The sequence below is a fragment of the Bhargavaea cecembensis DSE10 genome (assembly GCF_000348905.1).
In the GTDB taxonomy this organism is placed as follows: Bacteria; Bacillota; Bacilli; order Bacillales_A; family Planococcaceae; genus Bhargavaea; species Bhargavaea cecembensis.
Map to the genome: position 1 here is coordinate 1 of NZ_AOFT01000018.1, position 16,332 is coordinate 16,332.

The following is a 16,332-nucleotide window of genomic DNA, read 5'->3' on the forward strand; positions in this document are numbered from 1 at the left end:
TGTCTTATTTCACTTCACTTTTGCCTGCGTTGTTCGGAACCAGGAACAGGATCGACAACAAGGCGAGCACTCCGAAAATGACGTTGGTAATAATCCCGGCGGTTGCCGCCACATCCAGCCCAATGTTGGCTGCGATCGACGCATAGACAGTTCCGGAAATCGCAACCCCGAAAGCAGCCCCGAGGGAACTCGCCATTTTATAAATCCCCGATGCAGCCCCGATTTTTTCATCCGGGGCATTTGAAACTGCGGTGTCCGTAGATGGCGTCGCATAAATCCCCAATCCCAAACCGAATAAGGCGAATCCGATAATCACGGCGATGGTGTATCCGAGATCCGGCAGGAAGGTCAGCCCCATCAGCCCAACCCCGATCACCGTCAGAATGTTGCCCCAGAGCATCGGTTTCTTTGCACCAATTCTTTGAAGAATCTTTTCCCCGACACGGATCATAGAAAGGACGGCAATCAGATATCCGATGGAAAGCAGCCCCGATTGAAACGAAGTATACCCTCTGCCTTCCTGCACATAAGTGTTCGCCACAACAAGTGTTCCGGCAATGGCATTGAGCAGGAAGTTGGAAATGGTGGCCCCCGTGTATGGTCCGTTCTTGAATAGCTTGAAATCAATGAGCGCATTGGGCTTGCCGTTCTCAATTTTAATAAAGACAATCGTGCCGATTAAAGCGACGATGATCAGCGCAATCGTCAGCCAGTTGCTCCATCCCATTTCAGCACCCTGTGTGATGAAAATATTCAATGCAAGCATGGCGATGATAAAAACGACAAGGCCGCCAACATCGAATTTCAGATGACCGGTCTGCTTTGCCTTGCTCTCAGGCGTATCTTTGATCAGCCACAAAGCCAGAACGGCAAAAATGATGGATAAGATGAAAATCCACTTCCATCCCATATAGGTTGCAACCGCTCCGCCAAACAGCGAACAAAGTCCGGAACCGCCCCAAGAACCGATGGACCAGTAGCTGAGTGCCCGCTGCCGGTCTGCCCCTTCAAAGTAGTCTTTGATCAGGGCAATCGTTGACGGCATGATGCAGGCCGCCGATACGCCCTGGATCACCCGGCCGATAATGAGTAAGATAGATCCGTTTGCCAACACTAAGCAGAGAGAACCGACGATGCTCAAAATCAGGCCGACATTCGTTATTTTCTTGCGGCCGATTTTATCGGCAAGACCGCCCGCAGCCACAATGAAGATGCCCGAGAAAAGGGCAGTCAGGCTGATTGCGATGTTTACCGTTCCTGCTGATACGCCCAGGTCCTCCTGGATTGCCGGAACGATGTTGACCATGGCCTGGGCAAAAAGCCAGAATGTCAGGACTCCGAATACAATCCCGATGATTAACCTGTTCGTCCCTCGATATGCGGTTTCCATCATTCCCACTTCCTTTGTTTGTCCTCCATTCAGTCTTTGCCGAACAGGCTGACCTATACGCGTACACCCTGTCAGGCATGCTGCCGAAAAAAGTTCTTATTGAGTAAAGGGCTGCCGGCTGTTTTGTCGAACAGTAAATAAAGGACTGAGCATAGATGGGGGAATACTGATGAAAACCGCACCAAGAAAAGAAGAGACGATGGAATACCGGCTCGATCAAGCTGCGGAAGAAGGGGGTTTTTCCGGAGCTGCCGGAGCGGATACGGGAGACGGTAAAGTCCAAACATTTGCATGGGGTCTGGCCGACAGGTCCGGGGAGCGGAAGAACCGGCCGGATACAAAGTTCGGCATTGCATCCGGCTGCAAGGTGTTCACGGCGGTGGCCATCCTCCGGCTCGTGGAGGAAGGAAAGCTTTCTCTGGAATCGGTACTTGCGGAATGCCTGGACGAAACGTTCCCGAATTTTGACCGGAACATCACTGTCCATCAGCTCCTGACGCATACGTCCGGCGTGCCGGATTACTTTGATGAAGCGATCATGGACGATTTCGAGGAACTGTGGAAGGAACTTCCGATGTACACGATCCGAAGCCCGGCAGATTTTCTGCCGCTTTTCCGGGATTCCGGGATGATGTTCGGACCGGGCGAGCGGTTCCACTACAACAATGCGGGCTACATCCTGCTCGGTCTGATTGTCGAGCAGGCGTCCGGCATGCGCTTCACCGACTATGTGGAGAAGCACGTCTTCCGTCCTGCCGGCATGAAGGATTCCGGCTACTGGCCGCTCGACCGCCTGCCGAGCAACACGGCCACCGGCTATATTGATGAAGAAGACGGAACATGGAGGACGAATGTCTACTCGCTTCCGGTGCAGGGCGGTTCCGACGGAGGGGCATTCACGACTGTCCCGGATATGCACAAGTTCTGGGATGCGCTTCTCGGAAGACGCCTGCTCAGGGAAGAACTTACCGCGAAACTGCTTACCCGGCACGCGGCGGACGAGGGCGGTGACGGATATGGATACGGGGTCTGGGTCGACATGGAAGACGGACGCGCCGAACGGATCCATGTCATGGGCTACGACCCGGGTGTCAGCTTCCATTCCGCCATTTATCCGGCGTCAGGAGCGGTGTTCACCGCTGCCTCGAACAAGTCGGAAGGCGCGTACCCGATGATGGAAGCATTTGAGGGATATCTTCAATCAACGGAGGGGAACCAATGAACCGCATCAATCTGCTGACGCTCGGCGTCGATGATATGGCTGCCTCACTCCGCTTCTACAGGGATGGGCTGGGTTTTGAAACCTCGGCCGCGGAAGACAATCCCGGCATTGTCTTTTTCAAAAACGGCGGCACCCGCCTGGCGCTTTATCCGCTGGACGAACTGGCCAAGGACATCGATGCAACGGACCCTCCGCAGAAAAGCGGATTCTCCGGCATCACGATCGCCTTTAATGCCAAATCGGAAGAGGAAGTGGACGCCGTCATGGATCAGGCCCGTAAGGCCGGAGGAACCGTGCTGAAAGAGCCGGAAAAGGTCTTCTGGGGCGGCTATTCCGGCTATTTCGCGGATCCGGACGGCTATGTATGGGAAGTCGCTTACGGACCCAACTGGCAGTTTGACGGGCAGGACATGCTCGTCATCGATTGAGGGGGAACGCAATGAGCATCGGTAAAGCATACCTGACGGCTGTCCGCGGCAGGTTCAATCAGCTAAAAGATCTCGGGGACAGGGCAGTTGCCCAGCTTGACGGGCAGGACATCCACTATGTACCGGGGCCGGAGTCCAACAGTATTGCGGTGATTGTCCGCCATCTTTCCGGAAATATGATTTCCAGATGGACGGACTTCCTCACGACAGACGGTGAAAAGCCCGACCGAAACCGGGACGGGGAATTCGAAACCGTATCTGTTACAAAGGCGGAGCTGCAGGAAATCTCCGAAGCGGGATGGAAGCTCCTTTTTGGAGCGCTGGATAGTCTTGAAGAAGAGGATCTGCTGAAAAAGATCCTGATCCGCGGAGAGCCTCATACTGTGATTGAAGCAATGGAGCGCCATTTGAGCCATGTCGCCTTCCATATCGGCCAGATCGTCTACATTGCCAAGATGCTGAAGGGCGAGAACTGGGAAATGCTCAGCATTCCAAAAGGCCAATCAGAGGCATACCGGACAAAGACGCCGGGGCAATAACGTGAGATATAATAAACTCACCCGAATCCGCGGGTGAGTTCTTTTATGGAGGCATTCAGATGAACGAACATGAAACAGACCGGCTGCTCGGCATCCGGACGGCGGGCGTCCAGGACTGGGGCATCCGCTCCATCCATGACAACCGGTACGAAGCGACCCCTTACGAAGGGCTGGGTGCTCTGCTGGATGAATACCGGCCCGGCAAGACAAGTTCTGTCGTGGACTTCGGATGTGGCAAGGGGCGGACGGCCTTTTACATCAACCACAGGACCGGGGCAGCGGTAACCGGAGTGGAAATGGACGGCCAGCTTTATCTGGATTCACTGGAAAACCGGGATTTGTATATGATAAAGAAAAAGAACCGGCTAAAGGGGTCGGTCACATTCATCCGCTGCAGGGCTGAAGAATACCGCGTGAAGCCTCTCGATGATGTCTTCTATTTCTTTAATCCGTTTTCGGTCAGCCTGTTTGCCAAGGTGGTCTCAAATATCCTGAAGTCGGTGGAGGAACGGCCGCGGATGGTTGATCTCATCTTGTATTATCCGACGCTCGATTACCTCAGCCACCTCGAAAACCATTCTCCGTTTCTCCATATGAAGGACGTCCCTGTGCCGGGGCTCGTGGAGAAAAATCCCAATGAACGATTTTCCCTCTGGCGGTTCGAACGTTTCACGTGAAACAGAAAAGCGTCCATGTCGAAAAATGTTGGACGGTTCTGATATAGTTGGGCTGTATGGAAGTCCTGAAAACCCTCCCAAGGAAAGAGGTGAATACATAAATGAACAACGAGAAAATTAATGATTTCAAGCAAGTGATGGGGAATTACCCGACCGGCGTGACGGTTATTACAACAACAGCACCGGATGGAACACCCGTCGGCATGACGGTCAACTCGTTCGCGTCCGTGTCGCTCGACCCGATGCTGATCCTCTGGTCGATCGACAAACGGGTCTCCACTTACAATATATTCACGAACGCCAAGCAGTTTGCGGTCCATATCCTGGCCGCGGACCAGGCGGAATTGTGCGCCCTGTTCGCGAGCCATGGCCTGGACCGGTTCAAAAACAGTGATTGGGAGATGTCGGCGGAAGGCCTGCCGATCATCAAAGGTGCAGCAGGCGTTCTTCATTGCGGCATGCATACAACGGTCGGGGGCGGCGACCACCGCATCCTCATCGGCCAAGTCAAGCACATCGATAACCATGGGAAAGAACCGCTGCTCTACCACCGGCGCAAATTCGATGCCATCCCTGAGTCGTTCTACGAATAAGATCATTGGACAGAAGCAGCTCTTTGATCGGCTCCCCGGAACGCCCAACGATGTTCGGGCCTTCCCGGGAGCCTTTTATATGTACAAAGAACCAAAATAATAATTGTTATCCATAACCACGCCGGCTGTATAGGCGCGGGTGACTGTTTTCGTTATAATGGGAACAATGAAAAACGGAGGAAGGTGACGGAGTGGAAAAATTTACAGAAAAAGAACTGCTTGATGTGCTGGGAGAACTGTTCTCCGATGAAATTTCAATCGGTGTCACCGATACCGAACAATATATCTATTACCGTCCAAGCAAACGGGTCGATCTGAAAATCCGGCCGGGCGATCCGGTAAAGGAAGGAACGATTGCCCACAAGGCACTTTCCTCCGGACAGAAGGAATCCGAATTCATCGACCGCCAAGTGTTCGGCGTCCCGTACCATGGCATGGCCGTGCCATTCCATCAGGGCGGAGAACTGCAGGGAACGGTACTCGCTGTTTATCCGACCTACACCGAAGGCAAGTCGGTCGTGACCATCAAAACGGAAGACGGCTGGAAGCCGGTGCCGTTCGGAGACGTCAAATACTTTGAAGTAAAGGACCGCAAGACGCAGGTCGTCACAAAAAGCCTGACGGGCACCCATAAAAATACGCTCCAGGAATTCGAGTATGTTCTTCCGAGGGATATGTTCGTCCGCTGCCACCGTTCATTTATCGTGAACGTCCATCACATCAGGGAAATCTATCCGGACTCGCACTCGACGTTCCTGCTGGAGATGGACAACGGAGACCGCGTTCCGGTGAGTCAATCCTATTCCAGTTATTTCAGGAAAATTCTAGGATACTGAAATTGTGCGGTTTTAGTCACATTTTTCTGTGGGTAAAACATGAAACCGGCTTTTCTGACCAAAAACCTCTTCCATGAAAGCGTTTTAGGGAATAATGAGAATAAGATAATTTATACTTGCTCCTAATTCCAACTAAAACTTTCAGAAGAGGTTGATTATACGATGACTAACATTCAACTTGATCGCATTGAAAACGAAGCATTGCGCAATCGTGTTGTGACCCCTGAGGAGGCAGCTTCCTGGATCGGGGACGGCATGACGCTCGGCCTCAGCGGCTTTACCCGTGCAGGTGACGTGAAAGCGGTTCCGTTCGCACTGGTTGACCGTGCCAAAGAGAATGGCTTCAAAGTGAACGTCTTTACCGGGGCTTCCCTCGGTTCGGACGTCGACACGCTGTTCGCCGAGGCGGGCATCGTCAACAAGCGCCTTCCGTTCCAGGCGGATCCGACGATGCGCAAAAGCATCAATGCCGGCGATATGTTCTTCGTTGACCAGCATCTTTCCCATACGGCTGAGCTTGTGCGCTCGGGCGTCATGGGGCCGATCGACTTTGCAATTGTCGAAGCGGTAGCGGTCAAGGAAGACGGCACGATCATTCCGACGACATCCGTCGGCAACTCGTCCCTCTTTGCCACTCATGCGAAAAACATCATTGTAGAAATCAATATGGCCCAGACCCCGCTTCTGGAAGGCATCCATGATATTTATGAGCCGGGCAAGCAGGGTGCACGCGGACCGATTCCGCTCGAAAAAGCGGATGACCGCATCGGCGTGCCGGGCATCAAAGTGGATCCTGAGCTGATCCGCGGAATTGTCTTTACTGAGCAGGCGGATTCCCCGTCCACAATCGTCCAGCCGGATGAGGAAACAAAGATCATGGCAGACCACCTGCTGGACTTCCTCCGCAAGGAAATCGAGCTCGGCCGCCTCGACGAAACGCTCGCCCCGCTCCAGTCGGGAATCGGCAGCGTGGCCAATGCCGTCCTTCACGGCATGATCGACTCCGAGTTCAAGAATCTTGAAGTTTATTCGGAAGTGCTTCAGGATGCGGTATTCGACCTGATCGATGCCGGCAAGGTCGACTTTGCTTCGTGCTGCTCAATCACGCTTTCCGACGAGAAGATGAAGCAGGTCTTCGGCAACTTTGAACAGTATCGCGACAAGCTGATCATGCGCCCTCAGGAAATGTCAAACCACCCTGAAGTGATCCGCCGACTCGGCCTGATCTCGATCAACACGGCACTTGAGTTCGACATCTACGGAAACGTCAACTCCACGCACGTGTCCGGCACGAAAATGATGAACGGCATCGGCGGCTCGGGCGACTTTGCACGGAACGCGCGCCTCGCGATCTTCGTCACGAAGTCGGTTGCCAAAGGCGGCAACATCTCCAGCATCGTGCCATTCGTCTCACATACGGATCACACCGAGCATGACGTGGACGTCGTCGTCACTGAACAGGGCTACGCGGACCTCCGCGGCCTTGCACCGCGTGAGCGCGTTCCGCTCATCATCGAAAACTGCGTGCATCCGGACTACAAAAAGCAGCTCTGGGCGTACTACCAGGAAGCGCTCGAGCGCGGCGGCCAGACGCCTCATGTTCTCGAGAAAGCCTTCTCCTGGCATCAGCACCTTGCCGAGCACGGCACGATGAAGATGGAAAAGGAAGCCGCCGGAGTAAAATAAGAGCCATCCGCCCCTGCCCGTTTTGCGGCAGGGGTTTCTTGTTTGGCTGTGTCATGACAGGTCATCTGCTTCCCTGATATGATGATAGGAAATGCGGTCCATGGAAGGGGTATGGATATGAAAGCTTTGCTGAATGTAGATTACACGATCGACTTCGTCGCCGATGACGGTAAGCTGACCTGCGGCAAGCCCGGACAGGCGATCGAGGGGGAAGTCGTGCGGCTGACCCGCGAATTCCTGGAGCGGGGGGACTATGTCGTCTTCGCAATCGACCGGCATGAAGAAGGCGACACCTGCCATCCGGAAAGCAAGCTGTTCCCGCCGCACAACATCGCCGGCACCGAAGGCCGGGACCTTTACGGGGAACTCCAGGCGGTGTTCGAAGCCCATCGGCATGATGAAAATGTCCATTACATGGACAAGACCCGCTACAGCGCATTCGCGGGAACCGACCTGGAGATCAAACTGCGCGAGCGGGGCATTACGGAACTTCACATCGTCGGCGTCTGCACGGATATTTGCGTGCTCCACACCGCGGTGGATGCCTACAACAAAGGCTTTTCCATCACCATCCACAAAGATGCGGTGGCCAGCTTTAACCCGGCCGGACATGAATGGGCGCTGGAACATTTTACGAATACGCTTGGCGCAAAAGTCGTCTGAGCATCTCCATCCCCGGGACCATGAGGCGGTCCGGGGATTTTTGTTTCCCGCGATGGGCAGGCTGGAAAGGGACAGCTGAATGCAGAATTTGATATGATTCTATAATTGGTGCCCGGACGATTGGGAAGGATGGCATATTGTCCGGGCCGCCGGGTATCTTTACTATGGAATGCGGCCGGTTTCCCGACGGCGCAACCACATTTAAAGCGGCTCCGCTTATCTTCCTTAAATGGGCTGCAATACATAATTTTGGAGGAAACCATGCAACACAACTTCTTGCCGGTCATCGTGGGCACCGATATAAATGCCTACAATATGTCAATTTCGTTTCATGAAGAGTACGGCATCCACCCCGTCCTGGTCGGGAAGGAGCCGATGGGATTCACCAGCATGAGCACCATCCCGCAGGCGATCGAATACGATTCCGCGCTGTGGGACAAGGGCGCCTTCGTCTCGATCCTCGGACGTGTGGCCAAAAAGTATAAAAAAGAAGGCCGGCAGCTTCTGCTGATCGGCACGAACGACTTCTATGTCCGGCTCATCATCGAAAACCAGGAAAAGCTGAGCGAGTGGTATGTGTTCAACTACATCTCCGAAGACCTGATGAACAACCTGCTCGTGAAGAAAAACTTTTACCGGCTTTGCGACGAGCACGGCCTGGATACGCCGGACACGTACTTCTACAGCTGCCGCGAACAGGGCCGGTTCAACACGGACATCCGGTATCCGGCCATCGTCAAGCCGAGCAACGGCGTCGAGTACTATAAGAACAAGTTCGACGGCCAGCAGAAGGTGTACCGCGTCGAAACGCCCGATGAGCTCCTGGCCGTGATCGACAAAGTGAACGCATCGGGCTACAAGGATGACCTGATCATCCAGGACTTCATCCCCGGCGATGACACCTACATGTGGGATTCCGTCTTCTATGTGAACTCAAAAGGGAAGGCCGAACTGGGCACGCTCGCGCAGGTGGTGCTGCAGGAGCATACTGTCACCGCAATCGGCAACTACACGGCGCTCGTCACTCGCTATGATGAGGCGCTCATGCAGAAGCTGCAGCGCTTCCTGGAGGCGGTCGGCTACCGGGGATTCGCCAACTTCGACCTGAAATATGACGTCCGGGACGGCAAATTCAAGGTATTCGAAGTGAACATCCGCCAGGGCCGCTCCAGCTACTACACGACGGCCAACGGCCACAACATGGCCCGCTACCTGGTCGATGACGTGATCCGCGGGAAGGAAAAGGAACTGACCTATCTGAACACCGAGTTCCTGTTCACGGTCGTGCCGAAAATCGTCCTGAAGACATTCGTCGACAATCAGGAGATCAACCGGGAAGTGCGCCGTCTGCTCAGGGAAGGAAAGTGGGGCAACCCGCTGTTCTACAAAGGCGACAAACACCGGAAGCGCCCGTTCTTTATGCTGGCGCGCCAGATCAACTACTACAGGAAATACAAAAACAATCAGTGGTGACCAATTTCTTGAGCCGGATTTTCCGGCTCTTTTTTGATGCAATGAAAAACACCGGCAGGAAACGCCTGTCCGGTGTGCTGGTCACTGTGCCGCCCCGTCCGCAGGCACTTCACTCATGAGCGCCAGGTGGTTGCCTTCCGTGTCCGCGAAAAACGCCATCCACGTTTCCGTACCGCCCATTTTCGCGACGATGTGCGGCTCCCCCATGAATGGGACGCCGGCTTCCTGCAGCTCTCTGGCCCGCGCATGGATGTCGTCCGTATCCAGATAGATGACCGAGCCGTTTGACGCGAAGGCGTCGTGCTCCGGCACCGTCAGCATGAGCCGGACACCGCCGCAGTCAAAGAACGCCATGCGTTCCGTCCTGAACCAGAGCGGCAGCCCCAGCTTTTTCTCATAAAATGCAGCAGCCCTTCCGATATCCTGCGCCGGCAGGCCAATCTGGCCGATTGTCGTTTTCCCCATTTCCCCAACCCCTTCCCGTTGTTATCCCAAAGATACTTTTCAGGGTATCCTTTGTAAAGTACGATTGGGGAAGGAAGGCAGGGATCGTGATGAAGAACATCGTTTTTGAGGGAGAACTGAAAAACGGGCAGCCCATCCGGATGCGCAAGCTGTCTGCGGAACAGCTGCCGGAAATCCTCGATCTCCAGGAACAGGTCATCGGGGCCCTTGAGGTTAAGGAGCGCCTGCAGCCGCTGACAGAGGAGGAGTTCCGCTTTATCCTGGACGGCAACGGAGAGATGATTGGTGTGTACGCGGACGGGGAGATGATCGCCTGGCGCGCAATGCTCGTCCCGGACAATGACCATGAAGGGCTCGGCCGCGACGTCGGCGTGCCGGAGGAGGAAATCGGCAAGGTCATCTATCAGGAAATCTCTGCCGTCTCGCCGAAGTGGCGGGGCTTTTCGCTCCAGACACTCATGGGCCTGGTGCTCATGGACCGCGTGGACGCGGAGCGTTACCGCTACGTCTGCTCGACAGTGATGCCGGGAAACATTCCGAGCCTGAAGGACAAGTTCAGGCAGGGGCTCGAAGTCCGCGCGCTCAAGGAGAAATATGGCGGCAAGCTCCGGTACGTTTTCTTTAAAGACCTCAAGGCGCCGGAGCGGCAGCGGATGGAAACCCGGGAAATTCCGATGGATGACATCACCGGCCAGCAGGCGCTGCTAGCCGATGGCTGGGCTGGCACGGCGATGGAGGAAAACGGCAATGGGTGGTTTGTCCGTTACGAGCGATGAGGATGCGCGAGTGTTTCTGAACGGGAACTGGGTGCTATGCCCACACAACTTAAGAAGGAGTCGGATTCCTTCCATCAAAAAGCCGCTGAAGTCCCCGTAATGGGACGTCAGCGGCTTTTGCCATACTCACGTCAGGTAGTTCAAAAACATCGTCGCGATCCCGAAGTAGATCAGGAGCGAGAGAATGTCGTTCACAGTCGTGATGAGGGGGCCGCTTGCCACGGCCGGATCGAATTTGAACCGGCTGAGGACGAGCGGGATAATCGTGCCCGCGAGCGTCCCGATAATAAGCGTAATGACGAGCGATGCGCCGACCACGATGCCGAGGATGAAGCTGCCCTGCCAGACAAAGGCGATAATCGAGATCAGCACGCCGCAGATGACACCGATGAGGATACCGACCATCAGTTCACGGAGCACGACCCGGATTGCCGTTTTCATGTCCAAATCTTCCGTCGCGAGGCCGCGGACGATGAGCGAGAGCGACTGTGTGCCGGTGTTCCCGGTCATGCCGGCGATGAGCGGCATGAAAAACGCGAGGGCGACCACCTGGTTGAGCGTATCCTCGAATCCGCTGATGATGCTCCCGGACACAAGCCCGATAAAAAGCAGCAAAATCAGCCACGGCAGACGGCGCATGGCGGCGGTCACCGGTTTTGTCCGGAAGTCGATCTGTTTCCCGCTCGCCATCAGCATCTCGATGTCCTCATCCGCTTCCTGGACGATGACATCGATCACGTCATCAACGGTGATGATGCCGACGAGGACATTGTCGTCATCCGTGACAGGAACCGCGACAAAGTCATAGCGTGCAAACTGCTTGGCTACGTCCTCCTGGTCGGTCCGCGCGTTCGCCGAGATGACGCGGCGGGACATGATGTCCCGGACGGGCGTGTCCGCGTCGGTCAGGAGCAGCTGGCGATACGACAAAACGCCGATCAGCTGCTTGTCGCTGTTGATGACGTATGTATAGTTCAGGTATTCCGCGTAGTCGCTGTAGTTTTTCAGCTTTTCGACCGTCTGCCCGACCGTGTAGTCCTCGTGCACCCAGACAAAGCGGTTGGTCATGATGCGGCCGGCCGTCTCCGCAGGGTAGTCGAGGATCTTGCGGACGCTTTCCGCCTCTTCCTTGAGCATCTGCCCGGTCAGCTGGTCGATCTCTTCCGGCGAGAGATCCGTCAGCATCGCGGCAAGGTCGTCGTTCTGCATCATATCGAGGACCGGGATGGCTTTGTCGGGGCCGAGGGAGCGGATGAACTCCATCTGGTCCTCCGGCTCCAGGTACGGCAGCATCTCCGTAATAGCCGGAAGGTCGAGCCATTCCAGAATCAGCGGGTGGTGCTTTTTCGGTATTTCCATGTACTGTACGGCCTGGTCATACGGACGCAGATCCAGAAACAGCTTTAAAAAACCCTTCCGGTCGCCTTCCTTCAGCTGCCGGACGAGGGCAATCGTCAGCTGCTCGGATTGGATGTCTGCTGCCATCAAGCATCGCCTCCTCCACTGTTTTCACTATACCCATCCGGCCGGCGCTTAGTCTGCGGCCGGGACTTTTCTCCCGCTCATGCAAGAGCAAAATAAGCCAATCATAAGATAGAGAATTCAGAATTTTATTGATAAACTGGTCCAAACTCATTCCAAAGGGGGATGTCCCATGCCGGCCACGAAGAAAAAATGGCTAACCGCAATGACGCTTTCCGCACTTCTTCTCGTACCCGCAGGTGCCGCACCCGGCCTGCAGCCCGCCGTCGCGACTGATGAAAATGCCGAACTCGGCAATGCTCTGAGTGAAATTTTGGATGATCCGAGGCTGGACGGCGCCACAGTTGGGGTCAATGTAACGAATGCTTCGACAGGGAAGACCGTTTTCAATCGGACGGACCATCTGCTGCTTCATCCCGCATCGAACATGAAGATCCTGACAGGCGTTGCGGCACTTGAAGTGCTCGGGCCGGACCACCGGTTCACGACAGATGTCCTGCACACAGGCAGGCTGAATCCCGGCGGCGTCTTGAAGGGTGACCTGTATCTCCGCGGAAAGGGCGATCCGACGCTTCTCAAGGAGGACTTTGCCCAATTTGCCAAGGACCTGAAGGCGAAGGGCGTCAAGAAAGTACACGGCAACCTGGTCGCGGATGACAGCTGGTATGATGACGTGCTGCTGTCGGAGGACCTGAACTGGTCGGATGAGCACAACTACACAGGAGCCGGCGTGTCGGCGCTGACCGCTTCGCCGAACACCGACTATGATGCGGGCACCGTCATCGTGAACGTCAATCCGGCCAAGGAAGCGGGTGCCGCGGCGGAAGTCACGCTCGATCCGTTTACGGAATCCGTGACAATTGAAAACCGGGCCGAGACCGTCGGCAAAGACGGAAAGAAATCGATTTCCATCACCCGCGAGCACGGCACGAATAACATCGTGATCACGGGAACGATCCCGGTCGGCGCGACCGCTTCGCGCTCCTGGACGGCCGTCGAGGATCCGACGATGTATGCGCTTGACCTGTTCAAACAGGCACTGAAAGGGGAGGGCATCAAGGTATCCGGGAAGCTTTCCGAAGGTGAAACCCCTGAAGGCGCGGCCGCCCTCACATCGAAGCAGTCGATGCCGCTCAGCGAGCTGTATATCCCGTTCATGAAGCTCAGCAACAACGGCCACGCGGAAGTGCTCGTGAAGGAGATCGGACGCGCGGCTGCGGGTGAAGGCTCGTGGGATGCCGGAATCGGCGTGATGGAGGATGTTCTTGTCGGATACGGACTCGACACAGAAGGCATGCGCCTGCGTGACGGTTCCGGCATGTCGCACAAAAACCTTGTGACTGCGGAGCAGCTGTCCGCCCTTCTCTATGAAGTTCAGGCTGAACCATGGTTCCCGGTCTTCCTTAACTCTCTTCCTGTCGCGGGCCATCCGGACCGGATGACGGGCGGCACGCTCCGCACCCGCATGAAGGACACCGAGGCGGCGGAGAATGTGAAGGCCAAGACCGGCTCGCTCACCGGCGTCTCGACGCTTTCGGGCTACGTGACCGCGGAAAACGGTGAAAAGTACATCTTCTCGATCCTGTTCAACAACTATCTGGCGAGCTCCGTCACGCCGATCCAGGATGAGATTGCAGAGGCCATTGCGGAACTGGATTAACGGGACCGGAAGAAATTTTGAAAACAGACTTGACGGTATTTTCAAAACAATGTAAGATGAGTGTTAACTTTTTAGTCCGTGAGGGGCAGAAGGTGCCGGGAGCGGCATCGCCCTTGGATCAAAGAGCTGAGTTGAGCTGAGCATAGCAGAGAAATTGCAGAGTAAGAGGAGTAGCATGCGTCAGGCGGCCCAGAGAGCCGGCGGCAGGTGGAAGCCGGAGCGCCCCGCATGCGAATGGACTTACGAGAGCCGCCGCGGCCCCGGCCCGGCGGACGTTCTTCCCGCGTTAAGGGAACGTGCCGCAATCTGCGGCATGGCCGAGAGGGGGCGATCTGCCCCAACCGGAGGTGGCAACGCGGATTTTTTCCGTCCTCCGCAACAGGACTGCTGTGCCTGTTGCGGGGGACTTTTTTGATTTTCAAAGATAAGGGAGCTGAGCAGAGATGAGCACAGTCAGGGAACAGACAGAGTCGGGACGGGTGGCCGTCAGGAGGATTTCAGCAGATGCGCTGACGCCGGTGGCCGTCTTCGGCAGGCTGAAGGGCCGGAGGAAGTTTATGCTGGAAAGCTCGGGTGCACATGACGGGCCGGGTCGCTATTCCTACATCGGGCAGGATCCGGTGAAGACATACCGCGCAGAGGGAGATGTCCTAGAAGAGCAGGACTGCAGGACGGGCCGGGTGTTCCGGCACGAGGGCGAGCCGCTCGGGCTTCTCCAGCGGCTGCTGCCGAGGGTCGCTTCTCCGGAAGCCTTCCCGTTTGCGGGAGGCGCAGTCGGGGCAATCGGTTACGGGGCGGGAGAGCACAAGGCAGCCGGCGGTGCGGGGCCGGATGTTCTCCTGAACGTCTACAGCACGGTCATCGTCTTCGACCATCTGGAAGGCACGGTCTCGATCGTCCGCACCGATCTCGGGGACGGCCCCGCGGATGATGAGCTGGACCGGGTCGAGTCCCAGATCGTGTCCGGCGGCAATCCGGAAACGGAAGCCTTCACACTAGGCGAGTTCACATCTGACACCGAAAAAGAAGCCTTCGAGGAAGCGGTCCGGCAGGGGATCGATGCCATCACGGCAGGCGAGCTGTACCAGGTGGTTTTGTCCCGCGACCTGAGCGCGCCGTTTTCCGGCAGCCCGTTCGGCCTGTACCGACGGCTCCGCCGGCGCAATCCCTCGCCGTACATGTATATCATCGACCTGGAAGAGACGGTCATCGTCGGGACCTCCCCGGAAAGTGTCGTGAAAGCGAAGGGCGGAATCCTTTCGATGAACCCGATTGCCGGAACCCGGCGGCGCGGCAAAAACCGTGAAGAAGACCGTGCGCTGGAGACGGAGCTGCTCGCCGATCCGAAAGAGCTGGCCGAACACGACATGCTTGTCGACCTCGGACGCAACGACATCGCGAAAGCGGCGGTTCCGGGGACGGTCAAGGTGACTGCCTACCAGGAAGTTGTCCGTTATGAGCACGTCATGCATCTTGTTTCTGAAGTAGAGGGACAGCTGAAAGAGGGAGCGGATGCGTTTGATGCCATCCGGGCATGCCTGCCTGCAGGCACCGTGACCGGCGCGCCGAAGGGCAGGGCGATGGCGCTCATCGACCGCCTGGAGCCGTCACCACGCGGCCTGTACGGAGGCTCGGTCGGCTACATCGGCTTTAACGGCAACATGGATATGGCGCTCGCCATCCGGACCTTCTTCATCAAGGACGGCATCGCTTCGGTGCGCGCAGGAGCCGGGGTCGTCCATGATTCCCGCCCGGAACTGGAGTACAAGGAGACGGCGAACAAAGCCCGTTCGCTCACGGAGGTGGTCAAATGATTTTGCTGATCGATCATGAAGACTCGTTCACCCAGAACCTGTCCGGCGCCCTCGCCGTGCTCGGCGAGGACATCGGCATCCTGGACGCCAAGGCTGCGACACTGTCGAAGGTCGAGCGCTTCGACCCGTCTGCGATCATCCTGTCTTCCGGGCCGGGGAGCCCTGAGGACTGGCCGGAATCGATCGAGATCGTCCGGGAGTTCGGGGCGGAAATTCCGATTCTCGGCGTCTCGCTCGGCCAGCTGATCATCGCGGCCGCCTATGGCGAAGGAAAAAGCAGGCATACCCAGATCCGGCACGGCAAGCCGGCCATGGTGCGGCACAAGCGGGGCGGACTGTTCGCCTATCTGCCGCAGCCGCTCCGGGTGATGTGCTGCCACTCGGCTGCACTTGACGAAGGGGCGCTGCCGGAAGTCCTGCATGCGGATGCCTACTCGATGGACGACAACACAGTCATGGCCGTGCGCCACGACCGCCATCCGGTCTACGGGCTCATGTTCCATCCGGAATCGGTCGGAACGGAAAAGGGAGAGCGGCTGCTCGCCGCCTTCCTGGAAGAGGCCAAGGCCTTCAACGAACAGAAAACAGCCGGACCCCAGCGGATTCCCGGACTTTGACACGATAGAGA

Annotated in this window: 16 protein-coding genes; 13 read left to right on the forward strand and 3 right to left on the reverse strand. The window is 56.4% G+C overall.

Features of this window, described 5'->3' with window-relative positions; translation table 11 throughout:
• Positions 1 to 4: 4 nt before the first annotated feature.
• Entirely contained in the window at positions 5 to 1,393 is a 1,389-nt protein-coding gene (locus C772_RS13420; RefSeq protein WP_008300811.1) for an MFS transporter, read from the reverse strand.
• Positions 1,394 to 1,559: 166 nt separating this feature from the next.
• Between C772_RS13420 and C772_RS13425 the strand changes: the two genes are divergently transcribed.
• From C772_RS13425 to C772_RS13465, 9 genes are all read left to right on the forward strand, one after another.
• A complete protein-coding gene (locus C772_RS13425) occupies positions 1,560 to 2,612 on the forward strand; it encodes a serine hydrolase domain-containing protein (protein WP_008300813.1) in 1,053 nt (350 codons plus the stop codon).
• The gene (locus tag C772_RS13430; protein WP_008300815.1) at positions 2,609 to 3,040 is read left to right on the forward strand and encodes a VOC family protein; all 432 of its coding nucleotides are present in this window, start codon (positions 2,609 to 2,611) and stop codon (positions 3,038 to 3,040) included. Before C772_RS13425 ends, C772_RS13430 begins: the two co-directional genes overlap by 4 nt.
• A gap of 11 nt (positions 3,041 to 3,051) precedes the next feature.
• Positions 3,052 to 3,579 carry a DUF1572 family protein gene (locus C772_RS13435; RefSeq protein ID WP_008300816.1) on the forward strand — a complete coding sequence of 176 codons (528 nt, stop codon included), beginning with the start codon at positions 3,052 to 3,054 and terminating at the stop codon, positions 3,577 to 3,579.
• Between the two features lie 59 nt (positions 3,580 to 3,638).
• Positions 3,639 to 4,256, forward strand: a complete 618-nt coding sequence (locus tag C772_RS13440) for a class I SAM-dependent methyltransferase (protein WP_008300818.1) — start codon at positions 3,639 to 3,641, stop codon at positions 4,254 to 4,256.
• 101 nt (positions 4,257 to 4,357) lie between these two features.
• Positions 4,358 to 4,849, forward strand: a complete 492-nt coding sequence (locus C772_RS13445; protein WP_008300819.1) for a flavin reductase family protein — start codon at positions 4,358 to 4,360, stop codon at positions 4,847 to 4,849.
• Positions 4,850 to 5,040: 191 nt separating this feature from the next.
• On the forward strand, positions 5,041 to 5,685 hold the full coding sequence (locus C772_RS13450) for a LytTR family DNA-binding domain-containing protein (RefSeq protein ID WP_008300821.1): 645 nt from the start codon (positions 5,041 to 5,043) through the stop codon (positions 5,683 to 5,685).
• Between the two features lie 162 nt (positions 5,686 to 5,847).
• Positions 5,848 to 7,371 carry an acetyl-CoA hydrolase/transferase family protein gene (locus C772_RS13455; protein ID WP_008300823.1) on the forward strand — a complete coding sequence of 508 codons (1,524 nt, stop codon included), beginning with the start codon at positions 5,848 to 5,850 and terminating at the stop codon, positions 7,369 to 7,371.
• Between the two features lie 111 nt (positions 7,372 to 7,482).
• Positions 7,483 to 8,034, forward strand: coding sequence for a cysteine hydrolase family protein (locus tag C772_RS13460; RefSeq protein WP_008300825.1), 552 nt, complete (start codon positions 7,483 to 7,485; stop codon positions 8,032 to 8,034).
• Positions 8,035 to 8,295: 261 nt separating this feature from the next.
• Positions 8,296 to 9,507 carry a carboxylate--amine ligase gene (locus tag C772_RS13465; RefSeq protein WP_008300827.1) on the forward strand — a complete coding sequence of 404 codons (1,212 nt, stop codon included), beginning with the start codon at positions 8,296 to 8,298 and terminating at the stop codon, positions 9,505 to 9,507.
• An 81-nt stretch (positions 9,508 to 9,588) separates the two neighbouring features.
• On the opposite strand, the gene C772_RS13470 is transcribed toward C772_RS13465, so the two are convergent.
• Positions 9,589 to 9,972 carry a VOC family protein gene (locus tag C772_RS13470; RefSeq protein WP_008300829.1) on the reverse strand — a complete coding sequence of 128 codons (384 nt, stop codon included), beginning with the start codon at positions 9,970 to 9,972 and terminating at the stop codon, positions 9,589 to 9,591.
• 89 nt (positions 9,973 to 10,061) lie between these two features.
• Between C772_RS13470 and C772_RS13475 the strand changes: the two genes are divergently transcribed.
• A complete protein-coding gene (locus C772_RS13475) occupies positions 10,062 to 10,748 on the forward strand; it encodes a hypothetical protein (RefSeq protein ID WP_008300831.1) in 687 nt (228 codons plus the stop codon).
• A 126-nt stretch (positions 10,749 to 10,874) separates the two neighbouring features.
• Here C772_RS13475 and mgtE read toward each other — a convergent pair whose 3' ends face one another.
• Positions 10,875 to 12,233: a magnesium transporter gene (mgtE, locus tag C772_RS13480; RefSeq protein WP_008300833.1), complete on the reverse strand. Its 1,359-nt coding sequence runs from the start codon at positions 12,231 to 12,233 to the stop codon at positions 10,875 to 10,877.
• 169 nt (positions 12,234 to 12,402) lie between these two features.
• On the opposite strand from mgtE, the gene dacB reads away from it, so the two are divergent.
• From dacB to C772_RS13495, 3 genes are all read left to right on the forward strand, one after another.
• A complete protein-coding gene (gene dacB, locus C772_RS13485) occupies positions 12,403 to 13,890 on the forward strand; it encodes a D-alanyl-D-alanine carboxypeptidase/D-alanyl-D-alanine endopeptidase (RefSeq protein ID WP_008300834.1) in 1,488 nt (495 codons plus the stop codon).
• 443 nt (positions 13,891 to 14,333) lie between these two features.
• The gene (locus C772_RS13490; protein WP_008300836.1) at positions 14,334 to 15,704 is read left to right on the forward strand and encodes an anthranilate synthase component I family protein; all 1,371 of its coding nucleotides are present in this window, start codon (positions 14,334 to 14,336) and stop codon (positions 15,702 to 15,704) included.
• A complete protein-coding gene (locus C772_RS13495) occupies positions 15,701 to 16,321 on the forward strand; it encodes an anthranilate synthase component II (RefSeq protein WP_008300837.1) in 621 nt (206 codons plus the stop codon). The genes C772_RS13490 and C772_RS13495 overlap by 4 nt, the downstream gene beginning before the upstream one ends.
• Positions 16,322 to 16,332 lie beyond the last annotated feature (11 nt).

Excerpts from the sequence above, each read along its gene's own strand:
- C772_RS13420 (WP_008300811.1), bottom strand. The coding sequence starts at position 1,393 with ATGATGGAAACCGCATATCGAGGGACGAACAGGTTAATCATCGGGATT.
- C772_RS13425 (WP_008300813.1), top strand. The coding sequence starts at position 1,560 with ATGAAAACCGCACCAAGAAAAGAAGAGACGATGGAATACCGGCTCGAT.
- C772_RS13430 (WP_008300815.1), top strand. The coding sequence starts at position 2,609 with ATGAACCGCATCAATCTGCTGACGCTCGGCGTCGATGATATGGCTGCC.
- C772_RS13435 (WP_008300816.1), top strand. The coding sequence starts at position 3,052 with ATGAGCATCGGTAAAGCATACCTGACGGCTGTCCGCGGCAGGTTCAAT.
- C772_RS13440 (WP_008300818.1), top strand. The coding sequence starts at position 3,639 with ATGAACGAACATGAAACAGACCGGCTGCTCGGCATCCGGACGGCGGGC.
- C772_RS13445 (WP_008300819.1), top strand. The coding sequence starts at position 4,358 with ATGAACAACGAGAAAATTAATGATTTCAAGCAAGTGATGGGGAATTAC.
- C772_RS13455 (WP_008300823.1), top strand. The coding sequence starts at position 5,848 with ATGACTAACATTCAACTTGATCGCATTGAAAACGAAGCATTGCGCAAT.
- C772_RS13460 (WP_008300825.1), top strand. The coding sequence starts at position 7,483 with ATGGATATGAAAGCTTTGCTGAATGTAGATTACACGATCGACTTCGTC.
- C772_RS13465 (WP_008300827.1), top strand. The coding sequence starts at position 8,296 with ATGCAACACAACTTCTTGCCGGTCATCGTGGGCACCGATATAAATGCC.
- C772_RS13470 (WP_008300829.1), bottom strand. The coding sequence starts at position 9,972 with ATGGGGAAAACGACAATCGGCCAGATTGGCCTGCCGGCGCAGGATATC.
- C772_RS13475 (WP_008300831.1), top strand. The coding sequence starts at position 10,062 with ATGAAGAACATCGTTTTTGAGGGAGAACTGAAAAACGGGCAGCCCATC.
- mgtE (WP_008300833.1), bottom strand. The coding sequence starts at position 12,233 with ATGGCAGCAGACATCCAATCCGAGCAGCTGACGATTGCCCTCGTCCGG.
- dacB (WP_008300834.1), top strand. The coding sequence starts at position 12,403 with ATGCCGGCCACGAAGAAAAAATGGCTAACCGCAATGACGCTTTCCGCA.
- C772_RS13490 (WP_008300836.1), top strand. The coding sequence starts at position 14,334 with ATGAGCACAGTCAGGGAACAGACAGAGTCGGGACGGGTGGCCGTCAGG.
- C772_RS13495 (WP_008300837.1), top strand. The coding sequence starts at position 15,701 with ATGATTTTGCTGATCGATCATGAAGACTCGTTCACCCAGAACCTGTCC.